Annotated in this window: 18 protein-coding genes and 1 riboswitch; of the genes, 13 read left to right on the top strand and 5 right to left on the bottom strand. The window is 65.4% G+C overall.

Annotation, left to right across the window (positions count from 1 at the left end):
* Positions 1-301: 301 nt before the first annotated feature.
* The 5 genes from KAR29_RS04330 to KAR29_RS04310 form a co-directional block, all read right to left on the bottom strand.
* Positions 302-2,419: a glutamine synthetase III family protein gene (locus tag KAR29_RS04330; RefSeq protein WP_274374403.1), complete on the bottom strand. Its 2,118-nt coding sequence runs from the start codon at positions 2,417-2,419 to the stop codon at positions 302-304.
* 164 nt (positions 2,420-2,583) lie between these two features.
* Positions 2,584-3,201 (bottom strand): lysine exporter LysO family protein, encoded by a 618-nt coding sequence (locus KAR29_RS04325; protein ID WP_274374402.1) that lies wholly within the window; start codon positions 3,199-3,201, stop codon positions 2,584-2,586.
* A complete protein-coding gene (locus tag KAR29_RS04320) occupies positions 3,185-3,466 on the bottom strand; it encodes a LysO family transporter (protein ID WP_274374401.1) in 282 nt (93 codons plus the stop codon). Before KAR29_RS04320 ends, KAR29_RS04325 begins: the two co-directional genes overlap by 17 nt.
* Before the next feature lie 6 nt (positions 3,467-3,472).
* On the bottom strand, positions 3,473-4,027 hold the full coding sequence (locus KAR29_RS04315; RefSeq protein WP_274374400.1) for a flavodoxin family protein: 555 nt from the start codon (positions 4,025-4,027) through the stop codon (positions 3,473-3,475).
* A gap of 323 nt (positions 4,028-4,350) precedes the next feature.
* Complete coding sequence (locus KAR29_RS04310; RefSeq protein ID WP_274374399.1) at positions 4,351-5,364, bottom strand: formimidoylglutamase; 1,014 nt, start codon at positions 5,362-5,364, stop codon at positions 4,351-4,353.
* Between the two features lie 458 nt (positions 5,365-5,822).
* On the opposite strand from KAR29_RS04310, the gene KAR29_RS04305 reads away from it, so the two are divergent.
* From KAR29_RS04305 to KAR29_RS04245, 13 genes are all read left to right on the top strand, one after another.
* Complete coding sequence (locus tag KAR29_RS04305) at positions 5,823-7,001, top strand: class I SAM-dependent rRNA methyltransferase (protein WP_274374398.1); 1,179 nt, start codon at positions 5,823-5,825, stop codon at positions 6,999-7,001.
* Positions 7,001-7,663, top strand: coding sequence for an HAD family hydrolase (locus tag KAR29_RS04300; protein WP_274374397.1), 663 nt, complete (start codon positions 7,001-7,003; stop codon positions 7,661-7,663). Before KAR29_RS04305 ends, KAR29_RS04300 begins: the two co-directional genes overlap by 1 nt.
* Before the next feature lie 17 nt (positions 7,664-7,680).
* The gene (locus tag KAR29_RS04295; protein WP_274374396.1) at positions 7,681-9,852 is read left to right on the top strand and encodes a vitamin B12-dependent ribonucleotide reductase; all 2,172 of its coding nucleotides are present in this window, start codon (positions 7,681-7,683) and stop codon (positions 9,850-9,852) included.
* Positions 9,853-9,874: 22 nt separating this feature from the next.
* Entirely contained in the window at positions 9,875-10,801 is a 927-nt protein-coding gene (locus KAR29_RS04290; protein ID WP_274374395.1) for an efflux RND transporter periplasmic adaptor subunit, read from the top strand.
* Positions 10,795-11,484 carry a YggS family pyridoxal phosphate-dependent enzyme gene (locus KAR29_RS04285; protein ID WP_274374394.1) on the top strand — a complete coding sequence of 230 codons (690 nt, stop codon included), beginning with the start codon at positions 10,795-10,797 and terminating at the stop codon, positions 11,482-11,484. The genes KAR29_RS04290 and KAR29_RS04285 overlap by 7 nt, the downstream gene beginning before the upstream one ends.
* Before the next feature lie 6 nt (positions 11,485-11,490).
* Positions 11,491-11,853 (top strand): cell division protein SepF, encoded by a 363-nt coding sequence (locus tag KAR29_RS04280; protein WP_274374393.1) that lies wholly within the window; start codon positions 11,491-11,493, stop codon positions 11,851-11,853.
* Positions 11,854-11,870: 17 nt separating this feature from the next.
* On the top strand, positions 11,871-12,335 hold the full coding sequence (locus KAR29_RS04275; protein ID WP_274374392.1) for a DivIVA domain-containing protein: 465 nt from the start codon (positions 11,871-11,873) through the stop codon (positions 12,333-12,335).
* On the top strand, positions 12,332-14,401 hold the full coding sequence (recG, locus tag KAR29_RS04270) for an ATP-dependent DNA helicase RecG (protein WP_274374391.1): 2,070 nt from the start codon (positions 12,332-12,334) through the stop codon (positions 14,399-14,401). The genes KAR29_RS04275 and recG overlap by 4 nt, the downstream gene beginning before the upstream one ends.
* A complete protein-coding gene (locus tag KAR29_RS04265) occupies positions 14,398-14,835 on the top strand; it encodes a regulatory protein RecX (RefSeq protein ID WP_274374390.1) in 438 nt (145 codons plus the stop codon). The genes recG and KAR29_RS04265 overlap by 4 nt, the downstream gene beginning before the upstream one ends.
* A 96-nt stretch (positions 14,836-14,931) precedes the next feature.
* A complete protein-coding gene (gene rny / locus KAR29_RS04260) occupies positions 14,932-16,473 on the top strand; it encodes a ribonuclease Y (protein WP_274374389.1) in 1,542 nt (513 codons plus the stop codon).
* Between the two features lie 3 nt (positions 16,474-16,476).
* Positions 16,477-17,253 carry a TIGR00282 family metallophosphoesterase gene (locus tag KAR29_RS04255; protein ID WP_274374388.1) on the top strand — a complete coding sequence of 259 codons (777 nt, stop codon included), beginning with the start codon at positions 16,477-16,479 and terminating at the stop codon, positions 17,251-17,253.
* Positions 17,254-17,423: 170 nt separating this feature from the next.
* The gene (locus tag KAR29_RS04250; RefSeq protein ID WP_274374387.1) at positions 17,424-18,218 is read left to right on the top strand and encodes a nitrilase-related carbon-nitrogen hydrolase; all 795 of its coding nucleotides are present in this window, start codon (positions 17,424-17,426) and stop codon (positions 18,216-18,218) included.
* A gap of 432 nt (positions 18,219-18,650) precedes the next feature.
* Positions 18,651-19,991: a sodium-dependent transporter gene (locus tag KAR29_RS04245; protein ID WP_274374386.1), complete on the top strand. Its 1,341-nt coding sequence runs from the start codon at positions 18,651-18,653 to the stop codon at positions 19,989-19,991.
* Positions 19,992-20,094: 103 nt separating this feature from the next.
* Positions 20,095-20,194: riboswitch (glycine riboswitch) on the top strand.
* Positions 20,195-20,255 lie beyond the last annotated feature (61 nt).

The following is a 20,255-nucleotide window of genomic DNA, read 5'->3' as shown; positions in this document are numbered from 1 at the left end:
CTCTTCGACACTGCTTCCCCGAGGGGGGGTGAGAAAAATCACCCTTGTCGGGAAGCGGTTTCTCCCCTACTGTGACGGGGAAGCGCTTTCGTCCTTTTCACCCTTTTGCCGGTCGCCGTCTTCCGGGGGAGACTGGTCCCTCGTCCGGAAGATGCGGGGTCTGTCCTTCTCTCCCTGACTTGTGTCAGATCCCGTGACGTTCTTCTGCGACTCGTAACAGCGAAGGAGGAGGTCCCCCCTCAGGGACCTCCTCCTTCGTCGATGGGCCTCTCTTCGTCGAAAACGCCTCGAGCCGCTTGAGCTACTTGAGCGAGAAGAGATCCCGGTAGGTGGGGTAGGGCCAGACCGGCAGGGAGACGAGCCCCTCCACCTCGTCGCAGAGGGCACGGGCCTCCTCGAAGAGGGGAAGACCTTCGGAGGTCAGGCGGTTGGCCTGAGTTTCGATGTCGAGGTCGGCCAGGCTCTTCCTCAGGCCTTCGAGCTTCTTCGTCCTCTCCGACAGGCTCTGGCGGAGCCCCAGGAGACGTCCCAGATCCTCCTTCCATCCCGTCGCCTGGCCGGCCAGTTCCTCGGGAAGGTCGCGAAGGGCCTGGGCCTCCTGGCCGATCTGTTGGGAGAGGGCGGGCAGGACACCCTCCCAGACCATGGAGGAGAAGATGCCCATTTCGATGTCGACGGTCTTGAAGTACTGTTCCAGTCGCGTCTCGTAATAGGCCACGATCTCCCTGTCGGACATGATCCCCATCTCGTCGAGGAGTTTCCGGTGCTCCGGCACCAGGTAGAGAGCCAGGGCTTCGGGCGTCGTGTCCGCCAGGGGGAGCTTCCGTCCCTGGGCCTCTTCGCGCCACTCCGAGGCGTAGCAGTTGCCGTCGAAGCAGACGATGCTTCCCTCCCGGTAGGCCTGGCGGATGGCGTCGAGGGCGGCGTCGGTGATGTCCCAGCCGCCTCCGGTGCGGCTTTCGATCATCTCGGCCATCCGGTCCATGCCCCAGCTCCAGAGGGCCAGCAGCATTGTCACCGGTCCGGCGATGGACTGGGAGGATCCGGTGGCGCGGAACTCGAATTTGTTGCCCGTGAAGGCGATGGGCGAGGTCCTGTTGCGGTCCGTGTTGTCGATCTTGACCGAGGGAAGGCGGCTGAGGCCCAGATCGAGGAGGCCCTTGTCGGGCATGTCGCTGAAGGAGCCCTCCTTGATCTTCTCCAGCAGCTGCGTCAGCACGTCGCCCAGGTAGACGCTCATGATCGTCGGAGGCGCCTCGTTGCCGCCCAGACGGTGCATGTTTCCCGCCGAGGCGATGGAGGCCCTCAGAAGGCCGCCGTAACGGGCCACGCCGAGGAGAAGGGCCGAGAGGAAGGCCAGAAACTGGAGGTTGCGCCTCTGGTTCGTCGACGGCTCCAGCAGGTTCCGCCCCTCGCTGTCCTGGAGGGAGAAGTTGGTGTGCTTGCCGCTGCCGTTGAGGCCCATGAAGGGTTTCTCGTGGAGGATGAGTCGGAAGCCGTGCCGGCGGGCCTGCTTGCGCATGACGCCCATGGTCATCTGGTTCTGGTCCGAGGCGAGGTTGGCCTCGCAGTGGAGCGGGGCGAATTCGAACTGACAGGGGGCGACCTCGTTGTGGCGCGTCTTGATGACGACGCCCAGGCGCGTCAGCTCCTCTTCGACGTCGTTCATGAAGGCCAGAACGCGGGGATGGATCGTCCCGAAATAGTGATCCTCCATCTGCTGGGCCTTGGGCGGCAGGGAGCCGAAAACGGTCTTTCCGCAGTAGATCAGATCGGGCCTGCGTCGGGCGACTTCCTCGTCGACGAGGAAGAACTCCTGCTCCGACCCGACGGTCATCTGGACGTTTTTGACGGTCCTGTTGCCGAAGAGCTTGAGAAGGCGCAGGGCTCGGGGCTCCATGGCCGCGAGGCTGCGCAGGAGGGGCGTCTTGAGGTCCAGGGGCGTGCCGTCGTGAGAGATGAAAACGGAGGGGATGAAAAGAGTTCCGCCGACGCCGTCGTCCATGATGAAGGCCGGGCTGGTGGGATCCCATGCCGTGTAGCCCCGGGCCTCGAAGGTGGTCCGTATGCCGCCGGAAGGCAGCGAGGAGGCGTCGGGCTCGCTCTGGATCAGCTCGCCGCCCGTGAAGGTCTCCAGGGGAAATCCCTTGCGGTCCAGGGAGAGGAAGGCCATGTGCTTTTCCGCCGTCATCTCCGTCCGGGGCTGAAACCAGTGGGTGTAGTGCGTGGTTCCCCGGGCGAGGGCCCACTCCTTCATGGCCATGGCGACGGCGTTGGCCACGCCGTCGTCGAGGGGGGCGCCTCCTTCGACGGAGGCAAGGAGCTGTTCGTAGACATCACGGGGAAGACGTTCCCTCATGGTGCGCCTGTCGAAAACGTTGACGCCGAAAGTGGCTGAAGGCCGCAGCGACTCGGTCATAACGATCATCCTCCTTGGAGAGCATGGAGGTGTTTTATCACGTCTCGGCAGATTGCGCAAGCTTTTCGTGAGAAACAATTGCCGAATTGCGCGATCAGATCAATTTAGCAGGAATATTGTCGTGTCCATGCAGGTTTTTCGTGAAAAAACCTGCATGGACACGATCAGAGGAGGAGGCGGTAGACGAGGGGAACGGCCAGGGGAATGACGAGCGTCAAGACGACGCCGGAGAGGAAGGAGAGAACGGCCACCTCTTTGCCGGCGCTGCGGACGATGAAGGGAAGGGCCGTGTCCATGGCCGTCGCTCCTGCGGCGCCGACGGCGCCGTTTTTGCCGAAAAGGCGGACCAGGAGGGGCATGGCCACGATGATGAGGATCTCCCGGAGCAGATTGGCGACGAAACCCACCGTGGCGGCCTCGATTCCGGCGGCTTCCTTGAGGAGGATCATGGTGATGCTGTAGTAGCCGCAGCCCGCCGAGGCCGATGCCGAGAGGGCAAGGGGAAGTCCCGTGGCCATTCCGGCCAGGACGCCGCCGCCGATGCTGCCGCCGAGGGCGGCGGCGGGCAGGAGGAGTGTTCTGGGCGAAAGAGAGCGGAGGCTCTCCCAGAGGTGGGGGTCCTTGCCCATGTCGAGGCCGATGGCGAGGAAGAGGAGGATCAAGGCCCCCTTGAGCAGCGGGTCGATGAGAGAGGAGAAGCCCTCGGGAAGCCAGCCCATGGCGCCCAGGGCCGTTCCCGCCAGGAGGACGAAAAGCGGTCTGGGGTCAAACAGGACCGTCACCTCCGCCGAAGACGACGAGGCGGCAAAGGAGGGCGCTGCCCAGAAGCCCCCCGAGGCAGAGGGCTCCCGCCTTGAGGCCCAGGCTTCCCATCTGTCCCAGCAGGGAACGGTAGCTTCCCAGCTCGCAGCCGATGAGGAAGAGAAGGAGATAGACGGCCGCCGTCAGCCCCAGAGAGCTTCGGGCCGTTACCGACGAGGGCAGCCGGCCGCTCTTTCCCGCCGCGATCCCCGCAGTCAGACAGAGGGCGAAAAGAAGGATGTCCATGGCCCCTCAGAGGATGGACTTGCCGGCGAGGGCCATCTTCTGAAGGAGCTCGGGTCGCTTCCTGACGGCTTCGGCCTCATAGAGACCCGAGAGACAGAACTCGCCGGCGACGGCCATTCCCATGAGGGCGGAGGATCGGCGGAAGCTGAAAAGGAGTCCCTGGAAACAGGTGCCGTCCTCGTCGCCGGCGGCGCCGATCAGAACCGATCTCTTCCCCTTCAGGGAGAAGCCCCCGTCATGCTCCCCGTAGAGGGGCAAAAGACGGTCCCAGAGCGTCTTGACGGGGCCCGTCCAGCTGTACCAGTAGAGAGGCGAGGCGAAGAGGACGACGTCGGCCTCCCGGAGGGACTCGTAAAGGGCGGTCAGATCGTCGTCGAAGAGGCAGGGCCTTCCCTGGGTCCAGCAGCCGCGACAGTCGATGCAGCCCTGAAAGGACATGTCGTAGAGGCGGAAGCGGTCGATTCTCTCCGCCTTTCCCGGCGCCGACAGAAAGGCCTCGGCCAGCGTCTCCGTGTTGCCGCCTCTGCGGGGGCTTCCGAGAATCAGTGTGACCTTTGTCATGATGGTTCCTCCTTCGGCAATCGCATGGGATTTTCGGCCACAAGCATACCATTTGGAAGGTTTTTTAGAAAGTGAAAAATTCCCCTAAAGGCCACTCCCCGATCGACAGGTCCTGTTTGCGAGGCATGGGGCAGGAGAGGTCGGGTCCGCAGAGAGGTGGCCCCGGGATCATCTCTCGAGGCGGAGACGGGTACCTCCGAACCGGGGAGCGTCGGGTTTCTCGGGAGGAAGGGCAGGGATCGGCCGTCAGGCTCTCCGTGTCGCTTCGTGACCGGATCGGCGGAACGCCCCTCGTCGGCCTGCGGGTTTGCCTCCTGGGCCTCTCATTTCCTCTCGCAGAGGCCCTTGAGGAACCAGAAGAGGACGGCCGCGGCCAGGGCGGCCGTCCTTCCGTCCACGTCGAGGGGGGGGCTCATCTCCATGATGTCGAAGAAGCGGACCCGTTCGGTCCTGCCGGCCAGGTAGGCCACTTTTTCCAGATCCTGGGCCGAGAGGCCGTTGGGGTTGCTCGCCGAGGCGCCGGGGGCGTCGGTGCTGCGAGCCGCGTCGATGTCGACGGATACGGCGATGGTGTGCGGCCCCTCTCCGGCCACCTGAAGAGCCTGAAGGAAGGTCTCCATGGGCCGTCCCTGGAGGGATTTGAGGGTGAAGACGGAGCCCCCGGCCTGGCGGAGCCACTGGTAGTACCAGGGCGAATTGTGGAGTTCCTGAATGCCGTATTCGGCGAAATTGTCCCCCTTCAGGGCTCGCCGGGGAAGTTCCTCGAGGGCCCTGAAGAAGGGGGTTCCGCTGGTGAGGCCGTGGCTCATGTCGCGGACGTCGAGGTGGCTGTCGACGTTGACGACGCCCAGGTCGCCCTCGTTCAGTCCGAGGCCGTCGACGAGCCCGGCCAGTCCGGGAAAGGTCAGGTCGTGGCTGCCGCCGAGGACGACGGGGAGGATCCCCCTGGCGGCAATGGAGGTCACGACGGTCCGGGCGCTCTCGTGGACCTCTTCCAGCGTTCTCCCCTCGGTCCTCACGTCGCCGATGTCGATGAGGCTCAGGTCGCTCAGGGCCGGACGGAAGCCCGGCGTCAGGCGGTAGAAGGCCCGGCGGATGGCCCTGGGACCCGACCGAGCCCCCTCGCGACCGCCGTTGGCCACGATGCCCCGGTCTTCGGGAACGCCGACGAAGGCCACGTCGACGCCATCGGGAATCGTCCCGGCGGCGGGCAGGACGATCTCCCCCATGCGGGGATCCTTTTCGTCCCCTTTAGAAAAAAAAAGCTCCCTCTCGGGAGGAACCAGCTCGCTCCACAAAGGACTCACCTCGACCCTGTCGAAGAATGTGGCGGTCATTATAAGCCTCCGCGCGGGGGGCGACAAGGGCGCGGCGACGCTCGCTCCGATCCGGAGGGACTTGGCTTCCCCTTTTGGTTGCCCCTTCCGCTCGGAGGGGATCGGCTGAATCGGGAAGATCGGCTTGCCGTCCCCCGAGGCCGGATTGAGGCCCCGTCGCCGTCCTCGGCGCGTCTTTACGGCGCGTTCTCCCCCCGATCCACGGGCGAAACGGGAGGGGAGCTTCATCGGCCCGACCAGGAGAGGTCCGAAAAGACGGGAACGGCCGCCTCGAACTCTCACCGGCGAGGCGATTCGAGGGATCGCGAGTCGGTGGATCCGGCGGAGCTGCTCCTGAAGAGCCTGCGGATTCCGGTTTCCCCCTCTGAACGCAACGTCCCCTTTGCTGCTATCATGATGAGGTTCGGAAAGGTACAGGCCGGAAGATTCCCGGCGACAGAAGCCAAGGAGGAAAAATCGTGCCCTCTCAAGCCCGCTTGGCCCCTCGGGGCCTGGAACGTCTGCAGAGCCGCCATCCCTGGATTTTCAGGGGAGACCTGGCCTCCCTTCCCGAGGCGGAAGGAGGCGAGCTGGTCGCCGTCGGCGACGGCAGGAGGCCTCTGGCCTGGGGGCTCTGGAATCCCCAGACGTCGCTGGCCCTCCGCCTTCTTTCATGGGGGTCCGAACGTCCTCACCTTCCCGACCTGATCCGCGATCGTCTCCGGTCGGCCCTGGCCCTGCGCCGCCGCTGGTGCCCCGGCGAGGAGACCTTCCGCCTCGTCCACGGCGAGGCCGACGGCCTGCCCGGCCTCGTCGTCGATCGTTACGATGACGTCCTCTGCCTTCAGCTCCTCTCCCTGGGCTGGTACGGGATGCGGGAGGAAATCGTCGAGGCCCTCTCGGAGCTTCTCGATCCGACGGCGGTGCTCCTGCGCAACGATGTGCGCGCCCTGGAGAGAGAGGGGCTGAGAGCCGAAAAGAAAGTGCTCAGAGGCGCTCTGGAGGCGGGTGAAAGCCGCGTCGTCGCCCTGGGAGAGATCAAGAGTCTCGTCTATCCCCTGGCGGGACAGAAGACGGGGCTCTATCTCGACGTGCGCCACTTCCCCCGCCTTCTCCGCGGTCTCTGCCGGGGAGCCTCCGTTCTCGATGCCTTCTGCTTCCAGGGCCAGTTCGCCCTCCACGCCCTCCGCTACGGCGCCGAACGGGTGACGGCCGTCGATCAGTCCGCCCCGGCTCTGGAGGCGGGGCGGCGGGGTCTGTCCCTTTCCGGCCTCCGTGACGGCGTCGATTGGGTCTGCGGCAACGTCTTCGATGTCCTTCGACGCTTCGAGGAGGAGCGACGGACCTTCGACGTCGTCGTCCTCGATCCGCCGCCCTTCGCTCCGAGCCGTCGTCAGGTCGAATCGGCCCGAAGGGGTTACAAGGATCTGGCTCTGAGGGGGCTGCGCCTTCTCCGGCCAGGAGGAACCCTCTTCTTCTTCTGCTGTTCTCACGCCTTCGGGCGCGATGCCCTTCTCGACGTTCTAAGGGAGGCCGCCCTGGACGGAAGGCGGGACGCCAAGGTCGTCGCCGAGCTTCATCAGCCGCCCGATCATCCCGTACTGCCCCATGTCGCCGAGACGGATTATCTCAAAGGTTTCGTTTTGGAGGTTTTTTAATGAAAAATTCGATCAAGGCCCTGCTTTTCGATTTCGACATGACCCTCGTCGACAGCAGTCGGGGAATCACCCACTGCCTCAATCTCCTGGCCGCCGCCGAGGGGCTTCCCTCCGTCACGCGCGAGGAGGTTCTCCTGACCATCGGCGATCCCATTCCCCTGGGGTGGGAAAAGCTCTGGGGCCGCTTCGATCCCCGGTGGGTCGACCGCTACAGGGAGAACTACCGGGCCGAGGAGATCGCCCTCATCCGTCCCTTCCCGTCGACGGTTCCCGTTCTGAAGGCCCTCAAGGGGGCCGGTCTCCGCCTCGGCGTCGTCTCCAACAGGGGCAACGCCCGGATCGCCGTCGAAGGCGCCGGGCTGACCTGGGCCTTCGATTTCGTCCTGGGGCTCGATGAGGTCGATCGCCCCAAGCCCGATGCCGATCCTCTCGTCAAGGCCATGGGACGCCTCGGCCTGGGCCCGGCGGAGGTCCTCTACGTGGGCGATACCGATATCGACATGGCCACGGCTCTGGCGGCCTCCGTCCGGGCCGTGGGAATGACGACGGGCAACTTCGACGAAGAGGGGCTTCTCTCCGCCGGAGCCTGGAAGGTCCTCGACGACCTGACCGGGCTCTGTCCCCTCGTCGGCGTCGCCGATTCCTCCCGTGTGCGGGACTGACGGGGTCCCTGTCGGCGATGAAAGAACGACGTAAGGTCGATCTTCCCGACAACGCGCGGCCCATTCTGGAGCAGCGCTACCTGCGCAAGGATGCCTCGGGCGAGATCGTCGAGACGGCCGAGGCGATGTTCTGGCGCGTCGCCTCGGCCGTGGCCGGGGCCGAGGGGCGCTGGGGCGTGGCCCCCGAGGTCTGGGCCGAGCGCTTCTACGACGTCATGGCCCGTCTCGATTTTCTGCCCAATTCGCCGACGCTCATGAACGCCGGGACGGAGGGGGGCCAGCTTTCGGCCTGCTTCGTCCTTCCCGTGGGCGACAGCATGGAGGAGATTTTCGACGCCCTCAAGTGGACGGCCCTGGTGCACAAGTCGGGCGGCGGAACGGGCTTCAACTTCTCCGGCCTTCGCCCCTCGGGCGATGTGGTGCGGAGCACCTGCGGCGTCGCCTCGGGGCCCGTTTCCTTCATGGAGCTTTTCGATACCTGCACGGAGGTGGTCAAACAGGGAGGCATGAGACGCGGCGCCAACATGGCCATCCTGGACTGCGACCACCCCGATCTGCTGAGTTTCCTCAAGGCCAAGACGAAAGAGGGCCGCCTGGCCAACTTCAACATCTCCGTGGCCCTTTCCGACGCCTTCATGGAGACGCTCGAGGCCGACGGAGACTGGTCTCTCGTCAACAGGCGAAGAGGCGAGACGGTCAGGACCCTGCCGGCCCGGGAGATCTTCGACCTTCTCGTCGAGAGCGCCTGGGCCACGGGCGACCCCGGCCTGGTCTTTTCCGACAGGATCGAGGCCGACAATCCCACTCCCCAGGTGGGACGCATCGAGGCCACCAATCCCTGCGGCGAGCAGCCTCTGCTTCCCTTCGAGAGCTGCAACCTGGGGTCGATCAATCTTCTTCACATGATCGACGGCGACGATTTCGACTGGAAAAAGTTGGAAAAGACGGTACGCCTGGCCGTGCGCTTCCTCGACGACGTCATCGAGATCAACGGCTTTCCCCTGCCCCAGATCGCCGAGCGCTCGCGGGGCAACCGCAAGATCGGCCTGGGAGTCATGGGCTGGGCCGAGTCCCTCTTTCGCCTGGGCGTTCCCTACGACAGCGACGAGGCCCTCCGGCGGGCCGAGAGACTCATGGCCTTCGTCACCGCCTCCGGCCGCGACGAGAGCCGTCTTCTGGCCGAGGAGCGGGGCGTCTTTCCCAACTGGGAGGGGAGCCGGTGGCAGGAGAGGGGAATCCCCCTGAGGAACGCCACGGTGACGACGATCGCGCCGACGGGGACGATCTCCCTCATCTGCGGCTGCTCCAGCGGCATCGAGCCTCTCTTCGCCCTGGCCTACCGCCGCAAGGTCTTCGAGGAGCGCACCCTGACCTACGTCAACGCCCTTCTCGTCGAGGAACTGAAAAAGCGGGGGCTCGACGACGAGGCACGGCTCCGTCCCATCGCCGAGAAGGGGTCGCTGGCGGGGCTGGGGCTTCCCGACGATCTGACCCGTCTTTTCGTGACCTCCCACGAGATCGACCCGGCCTGGCACGTGAAGATGCAGGCCGCCTTCCAGCGCCACACCGACAACGCCGTCTCCAAGACGATCAACCTCCCCGAGGAGGCCTCCGTCGACGACGTGGCCTCGGCCTATCTCAGGGCCTACCGCGAGGGATGCAAGGGGATCACCGTCTACCGCGACCGCTGCAAGGCCACGCAGGTGCTCTACCGGGGAGGAGGGGGAGAGGGCGAGGCCGTCAAAAAACGGAAGAAGCCCGCCGGCCGCCCCGGAGTCCTCAAGGGGACGACGGTGAAGATCATGACCTCCTTCGGCAACCTCTATCTCACCGTCAACGAGGCCGAGGGGAAACCCTTCGAGGTCTTCGCCACCCTGGGCAAATCGGGCAAGGATACGATGGCTCACACGGAGGCCCTGGGGCGGCTCATCTCCCTCGCCCTGCGAAGCGGCGTCCCGGCCGGGCAGATCGTCGAACAGCTCAAGGGGATCGGAGGGAGTCAGCCCGTCTGGGAGAGCGACGGCGTCATCCTCAGCCTTCCCGACGCGGTGGCCCGCGGGCTGGAGCGGGCGCTGGGCGAGAGCTACAGGGATTCCTCCCGCGAGATGTGTCCCTCCTGCGGGGCCCCTCTCGTCGCCGCCGAGGGGTGCCTGAAGTGCGAGAGCTGCGGCTATTCCCGGTGCGGATGAGTCTCGGAGGGGAGGCGGATCGATGGCCCTGGGCCGACGGACGAAGAATGTGACGGCCTTTTTCGCCTCCGTGCTCGTCGTCGCCGCCGGAGGCTGGTTCCTTCTGGCCTGGTGGGATCACTTCCAGGAGAGGAACCAGGATCTCGTCCAGGCCCGGCCCTTCGTCTACCGCAACGATGTCCCTTTTCACGTGGCCCTTCTCTGGGAGGAGCGGGTCGTGACAGCGCCTCTGGCGGGGAAAGTCTCCTTTCCGGGAGGGGGAACCTCGCTGCGGGTGGCCAAGGGGGACGTCCTGGCCGTCGTCGCCGGCCCCGAGGGGGCGAGGCGGGTCGCTGCCCCCAGCCCCGGCTACTTCACGACCCTCCTCGACGGGCAGGAGGGAAAGTGGCGCTATGCCGACCTCTGGTTCGGAGAGAGGGCCCTGGCCGATCCCGGAGGGCGCGTCACCGTCGCGGCGGGGACAATGCTGGCCAAGGGCGATCCCCTGGGCGTCTTCATCCCCCAGCCCCAGGAGCTCCGGGCCATCGGCTACGTCGATCGTACGCCTGCCAGCGAGGCCGATATGGCCCGAGGGTCGGTCCGGATCAGACGGAAGGAGAAAGATCTCCCCTTCCCGGCGACGGTCCGCGTCTTCCGCGACCTTGGGGCCCGTTTCAAGGTCTACCTGACGTTGCCTCTCTTCCCCCTGGAGTTTCTCGACGGGAGGATCGGGACCTTCATCCTCTCCGGCGAGGAGTTCGTCGGCGTCGTCCTTCCCGAGACGGCCGTCGTCCACCGCCAGGGCCGGCAGGGAGTCTTCGTCGTCCAGGGCCAGACCGTCTCGTTTCGCGAAGTTCTGGGTCTGCCCGTTTCGGGCAGACAGTTTCTCGTCACCGAAGGCCTCAAGGCGGGCGAAGTCGTCGTCGCCCGAGGGGCCCGCGCTAAGGAGGGCAAGGTCCGACTATGGTGAAGGAAGCCGTTGAACGCGTCTTATCGATAAGAGCCGAAGTGGACGAAGCGGCGCGCCGCTCCGGGCGCTCCGGGCGCGATGTGGCCCTGGTGGCCGTCTCCAAGAATCACTCCGTCGAGGCCATGAAGGCCTTTGCGACGGCCCCCATCGACGGGTTCGGGGAAAACCGAGTCCAGGAGGCGGTGGAGAAGCGGACCCTCTGGCCCGACAGGGGGCTTCCCTGGAGGATGATCGGTCACCTCCAGAGGAACAAGGTCCGCAAGGCCCTGGCCGTCTTCGACAGCCTCGACAGTCTCGACAGCGTCGATCTCGCCCTGACTCTGGAGCGGGTTCTGGCCGAGGAGGGGCGGGAACTTCCCGTCCTCGTCGAGGTCAAATGCTCCGACGACGAGGCCAGGACGGGCCTCGCCCCCGACGGGGTCGAGGCTCTTCTGGAGCGGGTCGTCACCTCCTGCCCTCACCTGTCCGTCGAGGGGCTCATGACGATCGGCCCTCTCGACGGCGGCGAGAGGGCGACGCGTCGTGCCTTCTCCTCCCTGAGGGAACAGCGCGGTCGTCTTCGGGAGAGGACGGGATTGGCCCTTCCTCATCTCTCCATGGGGATGAGCGGCGATTACCTCTGGGCCGTCGAGGAGGGGAGCACCGTCCTGCGCATCGGCACGGCCCTCTTCGGAAGGCGCTGAAGGGCCGTGAAGAATCTCATGGCCCTTTTGGGCCTTGCCGAAAGACCTGCCGACGATCTGGAGGCCCTTGCCTCGACCGAGGAGATCCGCGAACGGGAAGAGCGTCTTCGACGTCCCCTGCCCGTCGGAGGGGGGATCCTGATCTGCCGCGGGAAGAGCTGCCTCGGGCGGAGAAAAGAGCTTCTCGAGGCCCTGCGGAGCGGACGGGCCGTCGTCGTCGATCTTCGGGGCGTCGACCGCGAAGAGGGGCAGGCCCTTCTCGATTACCTCAGCGGTGCCGTCGAGGCCAGTCAGGGTGCGGTGATGCGCCTGGCGCCGGCGCTCTTTCTGGCCCTGGCCCACCGTTCTCTCGTCGAAGTGCTGGAATAGGGAAGGGGATCAGGAACGTGACGGAATGGATGAGCGCTCTCGATGTGGCCAACAAGGTTTTCGGCCGAGGATTCAAAGGCTATAACCAGGGCGAGGTCGATGCCTTTCTCGACCAGATCGCCGAAAGTCTCCAGGGCTATGCCCAGCAGGTTCTCGACATGCAGCGGGAAGTCGACCTGCTCCGCGACAAGACGGAAGATCACGAGAAGCTGAGGGCCTCCCTTCAGGAGACGCTCCTTTTCGCCCAGAAAAGCGCCGAAGAGAGGGTCCAGGCCGCGGAGCGGCAGGGACAGGCCATCCTTGCCGAGGCCAAGGGGCAGGCCGAACGGCTCGTCTCCGCCGCCCAGGAGGAGGTGGCCATGGCTCGCCGGGAGCTGAAGGAGCTCCGTGAAAAGCGACAGGAATTCGTCGCCGACTTCAGGGCCCTTCTTTTCAGATACCAGTCTCTCATCGGAGAGATTCCCGAGAGGGAGAATCCTTGACGGAGACCCTGGCGCTCGACAGCGACGTCCGCTTCCTCCGAGGCGTCGGGTCGGGCCGAGCCCGCCTCCTGGAGCGGCTTTCGATCCGCACCGTCGGCGACCTGCTCTACCTTTTCCCCCGTCGCTACGAGGACCGCAGGCAGCTGACGGCCTTCGAGGCCCTGAGGCCGGGGACGACGGCGGCCGTTCTGGCCCGCGTCGTCACCGTCGAAAACCGACCGACCCGTCGTCCCGGCCTGACTCTCGTCCGAGCTCTTCTCACCGACGGCAAGGGGTACGGTTATGCCCTCTGGTTCAACCGCCGCGGCGTCGATCGCCTTCTGCCGCCGGGAACGGAGGCCTCCTTTTACGGCCCCATCGAGCTCCACCGGGGCAAGTTCCAGATCACCAACCCCGACGTGGAGGTCATCGACGAGGGGGAACCCGACTCGACGGGGCGCATCGTCCCCGTCTACCCGGCCACGGAGGGGCTCTCCCCCCTCTGGCTGAGACGTCTGCTGCGGCAGATCCTGCCCCAGGCCCTTCCCCTTCTCGTCGACGACCTGCCCGAGGAGATCCGCCGCCGCCGTTCCCTTCTCGATCTGGCCGCCGCCGTCGAGGGACTTCACTATCCTCGCGACGGCGATCACTGGCGGGCCTGCCGTCGTCGCGTCGCCTTCCAGGAGCTTTTCCTTCTCCAGCTCGGTCTGGCCCTGCGGCGCCATCAGGCCCGCAAGGGGGGTCTTTCCCCTCGACTGACCCCCATGGGTCCCATGGCCCGGGCCTTCCTCGACGCCCTTCCCTTCCCTTTGACGGAGGCCCAGAGGCGCGTCGTCGGCGAGATCGGCGCCGACGTCTCCCTCGATGAGCCCATGAACCGTCTTCTTCAGGGTGACGTCGGGTCGGGCAAGACCGTCGTCGCCGTCCTGGCCCTGCTGGCCGCCGTCGACGGCGGTTTTCAGGGAGCCTTCATGGTCCCCACGGAGGTCCTGGCTCTCCAGCACCATCGCCGACTCAGCGCCCTGCTGAGTCCCCTGGGACTGCACGTCGTCCTCCTGAGAGGCGGACTGCCTCCGCGGGAGAGGGAGGAGAACCTCCGTGCCCTCGAGGAGGGACGGGCCTCTCTCGCCGTGGGTACCCATGCCCTCATTCAGGAGGGCGTCCGCTTCCGCCGTCTCGGCCTCATCGTCATCGACGAGCAGCACCGCTTCGGCGTCCTCCAGCGCGGTGCCCTCGCCGGGAAGGGGGAGTCCCCTCACGTCCTGGTCATGACGGCGACGCCCATTCCCAGGACTCTGACGGTTTCCATCTACGGAGACCTGGCCGTCTCCGTCCTCGACGAGCTGCCTCCGGGGCGGAGGCCGGTCGTGACCCGCAAGGTGGAGAGCAAGGACCGCCGCCGTCTTCTCTCCTTCATCGACGGACAGATGAGAGAGGGACGACAGGTCTACTGGGTCTGTCCCCTCGTCGAGGAGAGCGAGACGCTCGACGTCGCTTCGGCGACGAGCCGTCACGAGGAGCTGTCGCGCCTTTTCCCGAAGCGTCGCGTGGGACTTCTCCACGGCCAGATGGCCTCGAGGGAGAAGGAGGCCCTCCTGGCCGCCTTCCACGAGGGGGCCGTCGATCTTCTCGTGGCCACGACGGTCATCGAAGTGGGCGTCGACGTGGCCAACGCCACCGTCATGGTCGTCGAGGATGCCCAGCGTTTCGGCCTCTCTCAGCTCCACCAGCTCCGGGGCCGCGTCGGCCGGGGGGCCGAGGAGAGCTACTGCCTGCTTCTGGGCGACGCCACGACGGTCGAGGGACGCAGGCGGATCGAGGCCCTCTGCGCCACCGGCGACGGATTCCGCATCGCCGAGATCGACCTTCGCCTGAGGGGGCCCGGCGAGGTCTGCGGCGTGCGCCAGCACGGTCTGACCGATTTCCGTGTCGCCGATCTCCTCAAAGACGGCAAGATCCTCGACGAGGCGCGTCGTGAAGCCCAGGACCTGGTGGAGATCGATCCCTCCCTGTCGCGCTGTCCCCGGCTCAGGGATGGGCTCTACCGCCTTTACGGCGAGGGCCTGGACCTGGCGGTGACGGGATGAAGGAGCGGGGAGGGGATCATGAGTCCTATCTGCTCCGCCTCCTCGAGAGGGGAGCCCATACGCGTCGTTCTCTGGAGGAGCGCCTCCTCCGCCGGGGGGCCGACGGCACGGAGATCGCCGCCCTTCTCGGCCGTTTCGAGGCCCTGGGCTACATCGATGACGGTCTCTACGCCAGGCTCTACGTCGAGGGGCACGGCGATAGGGGAAAGCGTCGTCTGAGGGATGACCTGCGTCGTCGCGGCGTCGCCGAGGCGACGATTGCGGCGGCCCTGGAGGAAAAAGACGACGAGGAGGAGGCGGCCTTCGGGCTGGCCCTCCAGTGGCACGAGAGGGGCGTCGAGAGTCGTCTCATCGCCGGTCGCCTCCTCCGGCGGGGATTTCCGCCCGCTTTGGTGCGATCCCTTCTGGACCGTCTTGAGCGAAAGGCTCCCTGAGGTTAGAATGTCTCTGTATGGTTTCGCTGATTGCGTGTTACCGGATAGAGCAGCAGAAGCCGTACCTTGACAATCGAATAAGGGGTGATCGCAACCATGCACATTCTGTACCTGATGCTGGGTCTGGCCGTCGGCGGAGCTGCCGGCGCGGCCCTTGCCCTTTGGCATCGTCGGAGATCGGACGGCACACTGCGCGATGGCGCCCGAAGCGAGGCGGAACGGATCGTCGCCGAGGCCAGAGCGGAGGCCGATCGACGTAAAAGGGAGTCCCTCAACGAGGGGAAGGAGGAGGTTCTCCGGCTCCGCCACGAGGCCGAGCAGGAGATCCGCGAGCGCCGTAACGAGCTTCAGCGCGCCGAACGGCGGCTGGAGCAGAAGGAGGAGAACCTCGACCGCAAGACGGAGAAGGTCTCCCGTCGCGAAGAGGAGCTCAAGAACCGCCACGACGAGATCGAGACCCGCCTTTCCGAGGTCGAGTCGCTTCGCCTCGAGCAGGTGGCGCGCCTCGAGGAGATCGCCGCCATGACGGGCGAGGAGGCCAAGCAGCTCCTCCTCTCCGAAGTGGAGGAGGAGGCCAATCATCGCATCGGACTCCGCCTCAAGGAGCTCGAGGAGAAGGCCAAGCGCGAGGCCCAGAGAAAGGCCCGAGAGATCGTCGTCACGGCGATCCAGAGAACGGCCGTGGAGCACACCTCCGAGGTGGCCGTCAGCGTCGTCCATCTCCCCTCGGACGAGATGAAGGGACGCATCATCGGGCGGGAAGGGCGCAACATCAGGGCCTTCGAGACCCTGACCGGCGTCGACCTCATCGTCGACGACACGCCCGAGGCCGTCACCATCTCCAGCTTCGATCCCGTCCGGCGCGAAGTGGCCCGCCTTTCCCTCGAGCGCCTCATCGTCGACGGCAGGATCCATCCGGCCCGCATCGAGGAACTCATCGAAAAGGCCTCCAAGGACGTCGATGAGATGATTCTCGAGGCCGGAGAGGAGGCTCTCCTCGAGACGGGCACGAAGAACATGCACCCCGAGCTGATGAAACTCATCGGCCAGCTCCGCTTCCGCAGCAGTTACGGCCAGAATGCCCTCGCTCACAGCCTCGAGGTCTCCCACCTCTCGGGCATCATGGCCGCCGAGCTGGGCGTCGACGAGGCCCTCGCCCGTCGAGCCGGCCTCCTTCACGACATCGGCAAGGCCGTCGACCACCAGGTCGAAGGACCTCACGCCATCATCGGCGCCGATCTCGCCAAGCGATACAACGAGCCTCAGGACGTCATCCGGGCCATCGCCTCTCACCACGAAGACGAGGAGCCCCAGACCGTCTACGACGTCCTCGTCGCCGCCGCCGACGCCATCAGCGCCTCCCGGCCCGGCGCGCGCAGGGAGAGCCTCGAGACCTACATCAAGCGTCTGGAGAAGCTGGAGAGCCTGGCCACGTCCTTCCAGGGCGTCAGCAAGGCCTTCGCCATCCAGGCCGGCCGCGAGATCCGCGTCATGGTCTCGCCCAACGTCCCCGACGCGGGAGGCATCCAGAAGGTGGCCTACGACGTGGCCCGCAAGATCGAGGAAGAGATGAAGTACCCCGGCCAGATCCGCGTCACCGTCATCAGGGAGACGCGGGCCGTGGAATACGCGAAGTAATCCATGCGCCTGCTCTTCATCGGTGACCTCATCGGCCGTCCCGGAAGAAAACTCGTGGCCGACGTCCTCCCTCGGTTGAGGGAGGACGAGGGGCCCTTCGATTTCGTCGTCGTCAACGGCGAGAACGCCGCAGGAGGCTTCGGCCTCACGGAACGCGTCGTCGACCAGCTGTTCGACCTCGGCGTCGATGCCATCACCACGGGGAACCACGTCTGGGACAAGCGCGACTATGTCCCCCGCCTCATGGAAGAGGACCGCGTCCTCCGTCCGGCCAACTATCCCCCCTCCTGTCCCGGATCGGGCGTCAAAGTCCTCGAGAAGGGCGGACGGCGCCTGGCCATCGTCAATCTCCAGGGACGGGTCTTCATGCCCGCCATCGACTGTCCCTTCCGCGTCGCCGACGGCCTGCTCGAGAGGATCGACACGCCCTGCGTCTTCGTCGACTTTCACGCCGAGGCCTCGTCGGAGAAGCGCGCCCTGGGCCTCTATCTCGACGGCCGCGTCTCGGCCGTCGTGGGGACCCACACCCATGTCCAGACCGCCGACGAGGAGATTCTCCCCCGAGGCACGGCCTACATCACCGATGTGGGCATGACGGGCGGTCACGGCGGCGTCATCGGCATGGAGGCCTCCTCCGTCCTGCCCCGCTTCCTGACGGCTATGCCGACCAAGTTCGAAGTCTGCGAAAAGGACCTGCGCCTCAACGGCGTCGTCGTCGATGTCGACGACGACCGGGGGCTGGCCCTCTCCTTTCGGAGGGTGGATCGGCGCCTGTCCTGACGAAGAGGTTCGGAAATCACGTGCGCGGGGACCTGCCTCAAGGCAGGTCCCCGCGCTTTTGTCGTGGACCGCGAGGCCTCCATCGTTTACCCTTTTGTCGGAGGCTTCGCCTCTCCGTCCCCTCCCGAAGCCGCGAAAGGTGCCGCGAACGGCCCTGGAAAGGAGACGCCATGACGGAACTTCGTGTCGGATTGCTTCAGCTCGCTCTCAAGCGGACCGATCCCGAGGGCAACTTTCAGGACGCGATGAATCTCCTGACGAGCCTTTCGGGACGGCAGTGTCACCTTCTTGTCCTTCCCGAACTCTGGAACGCCGTCATTCCCCTGGGAAGGGGACTCTCCCTCCTCGACGAGGGGGAGCCCATCCTCTCCCGTCTGCGCGAACTTGCGAGGAGAAAGGCGATCGCCATCGTCGCCGGAAGTCTGGCCGTCAGAACGCCTGGGGGCAATCGCAACCGCTGCTACGTCATCGGCCCCGATGGAGAGGTGCTTCTGGCCTACGACAAAATCCACCTTCATCCCAAGCTCAAGGAAGAGCATGCCTTCATCGCCGGAGATTCCCTGGGGCTCGTCGATCTCCCCCTCTGCCGCGCAGGCGTCCTCGTCTGCTTCGACGCCGAGTTTCCCGAACAGGTTCGGGCCCTGGCCCTGCGAGGGGCTCAGGTCCTCTTCGTTCCCGGCGCCTGGGGCCTTCCCCATATTCACCTCTGGAGAACGCTGCTGGTGGCTCGGGCCCTGGAAAACCAGCTTTTTGTCGTCGGCGTCAACCGTTGCGACAGGGGGCCTTCCCTCTCCTACGGAGGCAACAGCCTCGTCGTCAACCCCTTCGGAGAGGTCCTTCTCCACATGGATCACCAGCCTCGCTTCGACATCGTCTCCCTCGATCTGGGAGCCGTCGGGCGAGCTCGGGCGCGACACGAGGTGCTCGCCTCGCTTCGGCCCGAACTCTATCGGCGTTGGGTTTAGGGGCGGTTTCCGATCTACAGGCAGAAAACAGATGGAAGCTTCCCTCGCTCGGCCGGGAGGCGTCTGGAGGACGGAGACGGTCGCCCTGAACCCGCACCGGAGAAGGAAAGAGGAATGGGCCTTGAGTCGGCGGATCCGGCGGTGTTTGCCTTGAAGAGCCTGCGGATTCGGCACGGTTGCGGAAGGCCCGGGGCTGTGTTAGTCTCAAGAGGAAATGTCATGCAATTTTGACGGTCGACGCCCTTTTCCTTCATTCTTCGTTCTTGTAAAGCGATCGACTATCATACTATAATGCTTCTGATTGCCTCAGCGTCATGTTGTCGTTCAACCCGTGAAGAGGGGGGGAGATCTTTCGTCGAGGCGGAGCCGTTTTGGAAGAGGCGGAGGGACAGGAACCCTGTCTCCGGATAAAAGAGCAGAGGAGGGGATATCATGAGCAACGGAACCGAACGCGAACAGTGGGGTTCTAAGCTTGGTTTTATCCTGGCCGCGGCGGGATCGGCCGTCGGGCTGGGCAACATCTGGCGTTTCCCCTATATCACGGGACAGAACGGCGGAGCGGCCTTCGTTCTCCTTTACGTGCTCATCGTTTTCATCATCGGTTTTTCCGTCATGCTCGCCGAGGTCGCCATCGGACGGAGCGCCCAGCTTAACGCCGTCGGATCCTTCAAGAAGCTCAAGGGCGGTGCCTGGCCCATCGTCGGCTGGATGGGCGTCATCGCCGGTTTCATGATCCTCTCTTTCTACGGCGTCATCGGGGGATGGACCATGGCCTACATCATCAAGTCCTTCACGGGCCTCATGTCCATCGCCGAGGCCGGCAAGGCCGGCGACTTCTTCGGCGGTTTCATCAGCAACGGCGCCCTGGTGATCGGCTGGCAGGCGGCCTTCATGGCCCTGACGATCTGGGTCGTCTACAAGGGCATCGGCGAGGGGATCGAACGCTACTGCAAGATTCTCATGCCGTCGCTCTTTCTCATTCTGCTCATCCTCATCGTCCGCTCCGTCACCCTCGAAGGGGCCGGCAAGGGGCTCGAGTTCTACCTCAAGCCCGACTTCTCCAAGCTGACGGGCGGGGCGCTCCTGGCGGCCATGGGGCAGGCCTTCTTCTCCCTCTCCCTGGGCATGGGCTGCATGATCACCTACGGCAGCTACCTGGGCAAAAAGGAGATCCTCCCCGGCGCCGCCGTCCAGGTCTGTTTCCTCGACACCATGGTGGCCCTCCTGGCGGGCCTCGTCATCTTCCCCGCCGTCTTCGCCTTCGGCGTCGAGCCCGGGACCGGTCCCGGGCTGACCTTCATCACCCTCCCCTCCGTCTTCGCCAAGATGCCCGGCGGCTCCGTCTGGTCGGCGCTCTTCTTCCTTCTCCTCTTCATCGCCGCCCTCACGTCGGCCATTTCCCTCCTCGAAGTCGTCACGGCCTACTTCATGGACGAGATGAAGTGGAGCCGTCCCAAGGCGGCCTGCGTCATGGGCGGCCTCATCTTCCTCCTCGGCGTCCCCTCGGCCCTCTCTCTGGGTGCCATGAAGCTCCAGATCGCCGGCAAGGACTTCCTCGACGCCATGGACTTCGTCTCCTCCAACGTCATCCTTCCCCTGGGCGGCCTCTTCATCGCCCTCTTCGTCGGCTGGGTCTGGACCGACAAGGCGCGTCGCGAGGTCACCAACGACGGCGCCCATCCCTTCGGGATCATGGAGGCCTGGATCTGGGTCTGCCGCGTCGTCGCTCCCGTGGCCATCGCCTACATCTTCATCCGGGGGCTGAAGTGGTAGCCGTCCCACGTTGAACGCGAAAGGGGGTTTCGGCAGAGCCGAGGCCCCCTTTTTTGTCCGTTGACTCTCCACCCGAAGGGTGTCAGAATGAACGAAAGGCTGGATGAGGATCGCAAGAGAGCCTCTGCCCTTCGGGGCAGGGCGCCGAAGGGGCAAGGCGCATCGCGTCGAATCTCTCAGGCAAAGAGGATTGCGGTCGGACAGCTCTCTGGAGAAGGCTTCGGCCTGCCAACGGGGCAACCCCCGCTCTTGCGGGGCGAATCC

Origin of the sequence: Aminithiophilus ramosus, from assembly GCF_018069705.1 — a bacterium.
GTDB classification, from domain to species: Bacteria; Synergistota; Synergistia; order Synergistales; family Aminithiophilaceae; genus Aminithiophilus; species Aminithiophilus ramosus.
The sequence above is the reverse complement of the archived record's forward strand: the minus strand, read 5'-3'. Positions and strand labels throughout refer to the sequence as shown.

Coding starts and splice junctions, on each gene's coding strand:
- KAR29_RS04245 (WP_274374386.1), top strand. CDS start 18,651: ATGAGCAACGGAACCGAACGCGAACAGTGGGGTTCTAAGCTTGGTTTT.
- KAR29_RS04250 (WP_274374387.1), top strand. CDS start 17,424: ATGACGGAACTTCGTGTCGGATTGCTTCAGCTCGCTCTCAAGCGGACC.
- KAR29_RS04330 (WP_274374403.1), bottom strand. CDS start 2,419: ATGACCGAGTCGCTGCGGCCTTCAGCCACTTTCGGCGTCAACGTTTTC.
- KAR29_RS04285 (WP_274374394.1), top strand. CDS start 10,795: ATGGTGAAGGAAGCCGTTGAACGCGTCTTATCGATAAGAGCCGAAGTG.
- KAR29_RS04320 (WP_274374401.1), bottom strand. CDS start 3,466: ATGGACATCCTTCTTTTCGCCCTCTGTCTGACTGCGGGGATCGCGGCG.
- KAR29_RS04300 (WP_274374397.1), top strand. CDS start 7,001: ATGAAAAATTCGATCAAGGCCCTGCTTTTCGATTTCGACATGACCCTC.
- rny (WP_274374389.1), top strand. CDS start 14,932: ATGCACATTCTGTACCTGATGCTGGGTCTGGCCGTCGGCGGAGCTGCC.
- KAR29_RS04295 (WP_274374396.1), top strand. CDS start 7,681: ATGAAAGAACGACGTAAGGTCGATCTTCCCGACAACGCGCGGCCCATT.
- KAR29_RS04310 (WP_274374399.1), bottom strand. CDS start 5,364: ATGACCGCCACATTCTTCGACAGGGTCGAGGTGAGTCCTTTGTGGAGC.
- KAR29_RS04265 (WP_274374390.1), top strand. CDS start 14,398: ATGAAGGAGCGGGGAGGGGATCATGAGTCCTATCTGCTCCGCCTCCTC.
- KAR29_RS04255 (WP_274374388.1), top strand. CDS start 16,477: ATGCGCCTGCTCTTCATCGGTGACCTCATCGGCCGTCCCGGAAGAAAA.
- KAR29_RS04315 (WP_274374400.1), bottom strand. CDS start 4,027: ATGACAAAGGTCACACTGATTCTCGGAAGCCCCCGCAGAGGCGGCAAC.
- KAR29_RS04290 (WP_274374395.1), top strand. CDS start 9,875: ATGGCCCTGGGCCGACGGACGAAGAATGTGACGGCCTTTTTCGCCTCC.